General features: G+C 51.6%; 7 protein-coding genes. 5 read left to right on the top strand and 2 right to left on the bottom strand.

Translation table 11 applies throughout. The annotated features are described in order from the left end of the window. Nucleotides 1-1,277 (bottom strand): sodium/proton-translocating pyrophosphatase (locus GX135_04590; protein ID NLN85366.1); only part of this gene is annotated, 1,277 nt, incomplete at its 3' end. Nucleotides 1,278-1,541: 264 nt separating this feature from the next. Between GX135_04590 and GX135_04585 the strand changes: the two genes are divergently transcribed. From GX135_04585 to GX135_04565, 5 genes are all read left to right on the top strand, one after another. Further along, nucleotides 1,542-2,573 (top strand): peptide chain release factor 2, encoded by a 1,032-nt coding sequence (locus GX135_04585; protein ID NLN85365.1) that lies wholly within the window; start codon nucleotides 1,542-1,544, stop codon nucleotides 2,571-2,573. After that, on the top strand, nucleotides 2,570-3,313 hold the full coding sequence (locus tag GX135_04580) for an isoprenyl transferase (GenBank protein ID NLN85364.1): 744 nt from the start codon (nucleotides 2,570-2,572) through the stop codon (nucleotides 3,311-3,313). Before GX135_04585 ends, GX135_04580 begins: the two co-directional genes overlap by 4 nt. Next, a complete protein-coding gene (locus GX135_04575) occupies nucleotides 3,310-4,095 on the top strand; it encodes a phosphatidate cytidylyltransferase (GenBank protein NLN85363.1) in 786 nt (261 codons plus the stop codon). The genes GX135_04580 and GX135_04575 overlap by 4 nt, the downstream gene beginning before the upstream one ends. A 68-nt stretch (nucleotides 4,096-4,163) precedes the next feature. Then, complete coding sequence (locus GX135_04570; GenBank protein NLN85362.1) at nucleotides 4,164-5,891, top strand: T9SS type A sorting domain-containing protein; 1,728 nt, start codon at nucleotides 4,164-4,166, stop codon at nucleotides 5,889-5,891. A gap of 92 nt (nucleotides 5,892-5,983) precedes the next feature. Continuing rightward, on the top strand, nucleotides 5,984-6,880 hold the full coding sequence (locus GX135_04565) for an EamA family transporter (GenBank protein ID NLN85361.1): 897 nt from the start codon (nucleotides 5,984-5,986) through the stop codon (nucleotides 6,878-6,880). A 50-nt stretch (nucleotides 6,881-6,930) separates the two neighbouring features. On the opposite strand, the gene GX135_04560 is transcribed toward GX135_04565, so the two are convergent. After that, nucleotides 6,931-7,462: transketolase (locus tag GX135_04560; GenBank protein ID NLN85360.1), on the bottom strand; the 532-nt coding region annotated here is incomplete at its 5' end.

Below are 7,462 nucleotides of genomic sequence, written 5' to 3'. Positions count from 1 at the left end.
GCGCCGAAACCGATGCCGTAAAGCCCCATTTCGATGGATTGGAAGCCATGGCTGGCGATGAAGGCGATGAGGATGCCAATCACGATGGTGAGCACGGGACCAACGGTGGAACGCATGCCCACAGCGATTCCTTCCAAAATCACGGTGGCAGGGCCATAGGAACCCTGTTCCGCGATGTGGCGGGTGGGTTTGTAGCTGTGGGAGGTGTCGCGTTCGGTGAAATAGCCAATGAGGATGCCGCAGACCAGCCCAATCACGGTGGAAATGAAAACCCCGAACCAATATTCAGCGGGAAGCAGCATCCGCGTGATGAAAAATGAAGCCACGGCGATGAGCAGGGAACTTCCGTAAACGCTTTTATTCAGGGCAAACATCAGTTCCTTTGTGCCCGCGCCTTCCTTTGTGCTGACCATGAAAATGCCAATAATGGAAAGCAGCGCTCCGATTCCAGACAGAATCATCGGCGCCACCACAAAATTGATATGCAGTCCTTTATCCAAACCCAGGGTGACAGCGGCACTGAGACCCAGGGCGGCGGTTGCGAGGATGGAGCCGGCATAGCTTTCATAGAGGTCGGCACCCATGCCAGCCACGTCGCCAACGTTGTCGCCAACGTTATCCGCAATGGTGGCGGGATTGCGCACGTCGTCTTCAGGGATTTCGGCTTCCACTTTTCCCACCAGGTCTGCACCCACGTCCGCGGCTTTGGTGAAAATTCCGCCTCCCAACCTGGCAAAAAGAGCCTGGGTGGAAGCGCCCATGCCAAAGCTGAGCATGATGACGGTGATGGTGTGAAGCGGAAATCCGGATTTTACGAGGATGAAAAACCAGGCGGAGATGTCGATTAAGGCAAGACCCACCACGGTGAGTCCCATCACAGCGCCACCGCGGAAAGCTATTTTGAGACCTTTGTTCAGGCTTTCAGAACAGGCTTGGGCGGTGCGGTTTGAAGCCAGGGTCGCCATGTTCATCCCGATGTAACCTGCCAGCGCGCTGAAAAAGCCGCCGGTTAAAAAAGCAAAGGGGACCAGGATGTGCAAAACCCCCATCACTTTTGCCATGAACAGAAAAACCAGGAAGGCGCCCAGGAAAAAAAGAGCCACTCCCTTGTATTGCTGTTTTAAATATGCGAAGGCGCCGTCCCGAACGTAGGAAGCGATTTCCACCATGCGGGCGTTACCGGGGTCAGACTTCTTTACCTGTCTAAAAAATATGGCAGCGAAGATTAGCGCCATCACTGCTCCCAACGGGGCGATGAACCAGAGAGTTGGAATCATATCAATATACCTCAAAAAAAACTATGTCTGTAATAAATAAGTGCTTATTTCGATAGCGGACTTTTTTTAAAAATACCGCTCAATCTGTCAATGTATTTCTGCGTTTTCATAAAAGATTTGACAAAAAAAGCCCCTTGAGATTTACTGCTTTGACTAATTTTAAAACAAGCAAGCAGGTGAACCTAAGAATGGAATTATCCGATTATAGAAAAGAAGCCACAGCCTTAATCTCGCAGATAACCGAGATTCGGAGGTTACTTTGACCTGGAGGGAAAACAGGCTCAAGCCCTCAAACTTCAGGATGAGGTGAACAGTCCGGATTTTTGGAGCGACCAAAGCCGGGCGAAAAAAATCACGCGTCAATTGAGCCAGATTAACGACGATATTTCCCACATCGGCACGCTGAAAAACCTGCAGGGAGACTTGGAAACCTATCTTGTGCTTTTGGACGAGGATTCATCACTTTTGACAGAGGCGGAGGCGGAGCTGAAGGCTCAAAAACAATTTATTGAAAAATCTGAAACCGAATGCTATCTGAACGAAAAATATGACAGCGAAGACGCGCTGTTGATTATCCACGCCGGCGCGGGGGGAACCGAAGCTCAGGATTGGGCGGAAATGCTCATGAGAATGTATCTGCGCTGGGCGGAACAAAACAGCTTCGGTACTACGGTGATTGATTCCCTGCCCGGAGAAGAAGCCGGCATGAAAAGCGTGAGCATCGAAATTCGGGGAAACTATGTCTATGGCAGGTTGAAAAACGAAATCGGGGTTCATCGCCTGGTGAGAATTTCACCCTTCAACGCCCAGGGCAAGCGTCAGACTTCGTTTGCCTCGGTTTACGTTTATCCGGAATTTGAAGACGATATCGAAGTGGATATCGACCCCAAAGACCTCAAGGTGGATACCTATCGTTCCAGCGGCGCGGGCGGACAACATGTGAATACCACTGATTCCGCAGTGCGCATCACGCATTTGCCCACGGGGATTGTGGTTTCCTGCCAAAATGAACGTTCACAGATTCAAAACCGTGAGCGCGCCATGGTGATTTTGCGCTCCCGCCTCTATCAGTATTATGAAGACCTGCGGGAAGCGGAAAAGGAAAAGGAAGAGACCGGGAAAACTGACATTGGCTGGGGAAACCAAATCCGCTCCTACGTTTTTCAACCCTATCAGATGGTTAAAGACCACCGCACAAACCACGAAGTTGGGCAGGTGGACCGCGTGATGGATGGTGATTTGGATGGCTTTATCTACGCCAGGCTGAAGCAAAGGGCGCTGGAAAAAAGCAAATGAACTATAAAAAACTGGTTCCCAAGCTTGATTTGACGCGGCTTCCCGCGCACGTTGGCATCATTATGGATGGAAACGGACGCTGGGCTGCGAGCAAAAAAAGACCCCGCATGTATGGTCATCGAGCCGGAGCCAGGTCTGTGCGTCAGGTTGTGGAACTGGGAGTGGAGCTGAAACTGGGCTATATCACTTTCTATGCTTTCAGCACCGAAAATTGGAGCCGTCCCGATGATGAAGTGCAGGGGCTTTTGAAGCTCTTGAAAGAATTTTTGGCAAAGGAAATTGCCGAACTGAAGCGGCAAAACATCCGTGTAAATATCATCGGCAGCGAAAGCAGGCTGGACCCAGTATATCTTGCCGAAATCAGGGAAATGGCATCGCCCACCTTTGGCAATACGGGTTTGACCGTGAATATGGCTTTCAACTATGGTGGCAGGCTGGAAATCGTGGAGGGAATCCAAAAACTCTGTGCCCAGAACCTGGGAAATCCGGAGGCGATTAAAAACCTGACGCCGCAAGCTTTTTCGAACTATCTTTATACAGCCGGACAGCCCGACCCTGACCTCATCATCCGCACCAGTGGTGAGAGACGCATCTCAAACTTTTTGCTGTGGCAGATGGCATATTCAGAGATTTATATCACCCAAACGCTGTGGCCGGATTTTGACAAAGCCTCGTTCATCGAAGCTTTGCTGGATTTCCAGAGCCGTGAGCGCAGGTATGGAGGAGTGGAAAGCCAATGAGCGAATTGCAAAAGCGTGTTTTGGTTTCCGTGGTCGGCATTCCCGTGATTTTGGTGGTGCTTTGGTTTGGCGGGCCCTGGCTGGTGATTCTGTTTGGTTTGACCGCCTTTTTTGCCAGCGCGGAACTGAACGCCATGCTGGAAAACATCGATTTGGGCATTCATTGGTTTTGGGCGGTGGTAAACCTTGCCCTGTTCAGCCTTGCCGTGTTTTTCCCGGGCATGATTGTGCCCCTTTTCTGGGTGTTTTTCCTGGTTGTAATCCTGCGGGCGCTGCTGCTTTGGGACCCGCGGAGGTCGTTGTCCCAGGTGGCTTTTCAGCTTTTTGGGGCCTTCTATCTGGCGCTTTTACCCGCCATGTGCGCGCTTTTGGGTTTAGAGAAACCCCGCCTGCTTTTTGGACTGATTCTGCTGATTTGGCTCACGGATACGGTTGCCTATTTTGTTGGCAGCAAATGGGGACGGCGGCGCGGGATTTTCGCGGTCAGCCCAAACAAATCTTTGGAAGGTTTCGCGGCGGGAGCGCTTGCACCTTTTCTGATGGTGATTATATTGTATTTTACAGGCGTTTCTGGCCTTGATTTGGCGCATTTGCTGCTCATGGCATTTGCGGCAGGAATTGTTGGTCAATTGGGAGACCTTGCCGAAAGCATGCTCAAGCGTTTCTGCTCCGTGAAAGACAGTTCCCACCTGATTCCGGGACATGGCGGAGTTTTGGACCGCGCGGACAGCGTGCTTCTGGCGGGTTCGTTCCTTTATAGTGTGATGATTCTTTTTGGATAAAAGAAAAATGATTCCATGCCAAAGGTGTGGATTTAAAATTCGATAAAAAGTAATTCGATGGAGGAATTATGAAAAAGACATTGGTGTTATTCGCCTTGATCCTGGCCCTCGGCGGGGTGTATGGGCAAACCCTGGTCTATTATTGGAATTTCAACCAAAACACGCCGCCCACAGACACGACCTGGGACCAACCCATTATGGCGGCTGTCGGCGATGCCGAAATAACCTACACTTTCACAGAAGCTTTTTCCTTTGCCGGAACCACCCTCAACGGTGAAGGCGGCGAGGTTAATGGCGGCAGTTTTGCCCCCCGCGGCGGTGCCGATACGGTTAATAACGGCGCCTATTTCACCATCCACGCTTCCACAGTGGGTTTGGACAACATCGTGATGAGCTATCCCACCCGCAGAACTTCCACAGGTTTCAACACCCAGGAAGTGAAATATACCGTGAATGGCAGCGATTGGATTACAAAATACACCCTCGACCTCACCGATTTTGAAAACGGCTGGGTGGCGGGGCAGATGATGGAAGTGGATTTCAGCGGTACACCCGGTGTGGCAAACAACCCCAACTTCGCCATCCGCGTGGTTTTGACCGGCTGCACAACCGCCGCTGGCAACAACCGCATCGACAACATCCGCATTACAGCGGCTTCACAGGGCGCGGCGGCAATGCCCGTCTTTGACCCTCCTGCCGGAGCCTACACCCAGCCCATCAACGTTGCCATCAGCAGCAGCACACCCGGAGCCACAATCCATTATACAACCGATGGCAGCAACCCCACTCAAAGCTCACCCAGCTATAGCAATCCCATCCCGGTGAGCAGCACCACCACCATCAAAGCCATTGCCTATGCCAGCGGACTGGATGCCAGCAACGTTGCCACAGCCACATATATGTTCCCCGTGGTGGTTCAAAACATGAGCCAACTGAGAGCGCAAACGGCTGGAGACGGAACGGTTTACCTGGTTTCCGGAGAAGTGCTTCTCACCTTCAAACAAAGCTTCCGCAACCAAAAATATGTGCAGGATGCCAATGCTGGCGTCCTGGTTGACGACCCCGATGGCAAAATCACCTCCATTTATCAGATTGGTGACGGCATCACCGGCATCGTTGGCACCATCGCCTACTATGCCAACCTGCTGCAATTCACCCCTGTGGGCGACCCTGGCGCTGCCACATCCCATGGTAATAACATTTACGCGCCCACCATCACAATTAACGAACTGAACATGAACGTGGCAAATTATCAGGGAAGATTGATCCGCATTGCCAACGCCAATTTCGTGGAAAGCGGCAATTTTGAGGTTGGACAAAACTATACCCTGCAGGATGCCACCGGCACCGTCGTGTTCCGCACCACTTTCTATGATGTGGACTATATCCAAACCGAAATCCCCAGCGGAAACTTCAATATCCTGGTCTTGGTTAATCAATTCAATCAAACCCCGCAGGTCACAGCCCGCGGTTTGGATGACTGGAGCAGCACCCCGAACGACGACGAGGTCAACGTTCCCAAGCCCACCCAACTGATTGGAAACCATCCCAACCCCTTCAATCCCCACACCACCATCAGCTTCCACAACGCCAAAGCCGAACCTGTCCAAATCGTGATTTACAACACCAAGGGACAGATTGTGAAAACTTGGAATCTGGAAGCCACCACAGGCACGCACAGCCTTTCCTGGGATGGACGCGACGACAGTGGAAATGCCGTCAGCAGTGGAGTTTACTATTATCGCATGCAGTCTGGAAAATATTCATCCACCCGTAAAATGGTGTTGATGAAATAGCTATGAAACCACAGCCGCCCTTGGGTGACTGAAAAACCCGGCCAGGCGGACGACCGTGAAAACGGTTGACCGTCTGGTCTTTTTATATGGATATGAAATCACGCACTTTGTCTCACCTGCTCTGTTTTGTGGCGATTCTCACCTGGTCAACTCATGAAATCCTGAGCAAAAACCTGGCTCTTTCGCCCTTCACGCTCACCGCCTGGCGTTTTTTCATCGGTGGTTTGGTGATTCTCCCCTTCGCATTCAAAGCTTATAAAAACAGCCCTCAAAAACCCAAGTTGAAGGATTTGGGTTTGATGGCTCTCTTGGGTGTTCTGAATGTCTGCGTCAGTATGCTGTTGCTGCAGATTTCAGTACATTATGGCAAAGCTTCTGTGAGCGCGGTTTTGGTGAGTTCCAATCCTTTGTTTGTGAGCTTGTTTGCCCTGCTTTTTCTGCGGGAAAAGCTGGGTTTGCCCCAGATTTTGGGGCTTGTGCTCGCCACGATTGGCATCGGGCTGCTCATCTTTGGAGAGGCGGATTTTGGCAACGCTAAATATCTGAATCTGCCGCTCAGTTTTGTGTTTGGTTTGGGCGCATCGCTAACTTTTGGGCTCTATCTGGTGCTCACCAAAAAAACGGTGGAAAAACACGGAAACGTAATCACCAACGGGGTTTCCTTCTTCTCTGGCGCACTCATCCTTTTTGGGGTGAACGCCATCATCGGTCAGCCGCTGGGTTTTAAGCTGAATTTGCAGACGGCGGCGGCGATGTTTTGGTTCGGCGTAATTATTTCCGGGCTCAGCTATCTGCTGTTTTTCGAGGGAGCCAAGCTTTTGGGCGCGGGAACCTCATCCATGTATTTCTTTTTGAAGCCCGTTCTGGCATCGCTTTTGGCGCTCATTTTCCTGCGTGAGGCATTGGCTCCGCTGCAGTTGATTGCCATCTTTGTCATCGTTGCCGGGCTCACACTTTCCCGGGTTTTGAAGCCCCGACAAAAAGCGTAAAAAAAAGCCGGAAACTGGGTTCCGGCATAATGTGTGGGGGTATGTTCGGCTTAGCGAGCCAGTTCTTTTTGCACCCTCTGCACCAGTGAATCCCGGTCCAAACCAGCCCAGCGGTAGAGGTCTTTGGATGAACCACTGCCGGCATAGGCTTCCACACCGATTTTCACCAGACGGGCGCTGAGGCCTTCCTCCACCATCCGGCTTGCCAAGACCGCGCCCAAGCCGCTGTGGACGTTGTGGTCTTCCACGCTGAAAATCAGGCCCTGCGAAGCCGCTTTTTCCAGCACTTCACGCTGGATGCAGAGCGGGGATGAAACATAGACCAACTGGATGAAAATGCCGCTTTCGCGCAGGTGCTCAATCGCTTCGATGGCAGAACCCACCGGGGTTCCCGTCACAAACATAGTGGCTTTGTTGCCCTCGCGGAGGACGTCTGCCTTGCCATATTCAAAGCCGTAGCCCATGTCGTAGAAGGTTTCGCCTTCCTCGTTTTTGATGATGGGCAGTTTGGAGCGACCCATCGCCACCACATAGTTTCCGGGCTTGTCAATCAGCCAGCGAATGATGCGGTCGGTTTGGTTC

The organism is Candidatus Cloacimonadota bacterium (genome assembly GCA_012522635.1).
In the GTDB taxonomy this organism is placed as follows: domain Bacteria; phylum Cloacimonadota; class Cloacimonadia; order Cloacimonadales; family Cloacimonadaceae; genus Syntrophosphaera.
This window is presented reverse-complemented; position numbering and strand designations above follow the sequence as displayed.

What these genes read in the sequence shown, in the direction of transcription:
- GX135_04570 (NLN85362.1), top strand. Translation starts at nt 4,164, where the DNA reads ATGAAAAAGACATTGGTGTTATTCGCCTTGATCCTGGCCCTCGGCGGG.
- GX135_04575 (NLN85363.1), top strand. Translation starts at nt 3,310, where the DNA reads ATGAGCGAATTGCAAAAGCGTGTTTTGGTTTCCGTGGTCGGCATTCCC.
- GX135_04580 (NLN85364.1), top strand. Translation starts at nt 2,570, where the DNA reads ATGAACTATAAAAAACTGGTTCCCAAGCTTGATTTGACGCGGCTTCCC.
- GX135_04565 (NLN85361.1), top strand. Translation starts at nt 5,984, where the DNA reads ATGAAATCACGCACTTTGTCTCACCTGCTCTGTTTTGTGGCGATTCTC.